The sequence below is a fragment of the Acinetobacter sp. WU_MDCI_Abxe161 genome (genome assembly GCF_025514355.1).
In the GTDB taxonomy this organism is placed as follows: domain Bacteria; phylum Pseudomonadota; class Gammaproteobacteria; order Pseudomonadales; family Moraxellaceae; genus Acinetobacter; species Acinetobacter pittii_E.
Window position 1 is genome coordinate 1 of the sequence record NZ_JAHPTU010000031.1, and the last position, 1,179, is coordinate 1,179.

Annotated in this window: 1 protein-coding gene; it reads right to left on the reverse strand. The window is 44.6% G+C overall.

From position 1 onward, the window contains the following. Positions 1 to 1,179: elongation factor Tu (tuf, locus tag KTI78_RS17625; RefSeq protein ID WP_057074031.1), on the reverse strand; the 1,179-nt coding region annotated here is incomplete at its 5' end.

Here is a 1,179-nt window from a genome sequence, read left to right on the forward strand (position 1 = left end):
TTATGCAGTTACTTTCGCAACAACACCAGCACCTACAGTACGACCACCTTCACGGATCGCAAAACGTAGACCTGGGTCCATTGCGATTGGGTGGATTAATTCTACTGACATTTCAACGTTGTCGCCTGGCATAACCATTTCAACGCCGTCTTGTAATTGGATTGCACCAGTTACGTCAGTTGTACGGAAGTAGAACTGTGGACGGTAACCATTTAAGAATGGAGTGTGACGACCACCTTCTTCTTTAGAAAGTACGTATACTTCTGCGTCGAATTTAGTGTGCGGCTTGATTGTACCTGGTTTAGCAAGTACTTGACCACGTTGTACGTCTTCACGCTTAGTACCACGAAGTAAGATACCACAGTTCTCACCTGCACGGCCTTCGTCAAGAAGTTTACGGAACATTTCTACGCCAGTTACAGTTGTTTTAACTGTATCTTTAATACCAACGATCTCTACTTCTTCACCAACTTTAACGATACCAGCTTCTACACGGCCTGTTACTACAGTACCACGACCAGAAATTGAGAATACGTCTTCGATTGGCATTAAGAATGCTTTGTCGATAGCACGTTCTGGTTCTGGGATGTAAGAGTCAAGCGCTTCAACAAGAGCAAGAACTGAAGGCTCGCCATATTGACCAGCATCACCTTCCAACGCTTTAAGCGCAGAACCACGGATAACTGGAGTGTCATCACCTGGGAAGTCATAAGTAGAAAGAAGTTCACGAACTTCCATTTCTACTAATTCAAGTAATTCTTCATCATCAACAAGGTCACACTTGTTCAAGAATACGATGATGTAAGGTACACCAACCTGACGAGAAAGAAGGATGTGTTCACGAGTTTGTGGCATTGGACCGTCAGTCGCAGCACACACAAGGATCGCGCCGTCCATCTGAGCAGCACCAGTAATCATGTTTTTAACGTAATCGGCGTGGCCCGGGCAGTCAACGTGCGCGTAGTGACGAATTGGAGAATCGTATTCTACGTGTGAAGTATTAATTGTAATACCACGTGCTTTTTCTTCAGGTGCTGAGTCGATTTGTGAGTAATCTTTCGCTTCACCGCCGTAAGTTTTTGCACAAATAGTTGCAATCGCAGCAGTTAAAGTTGTTTTACCATGGTCAACGTGACCGATTGTGCCCACGTTTACGTGTGGCTTATTACGTTCAAACTT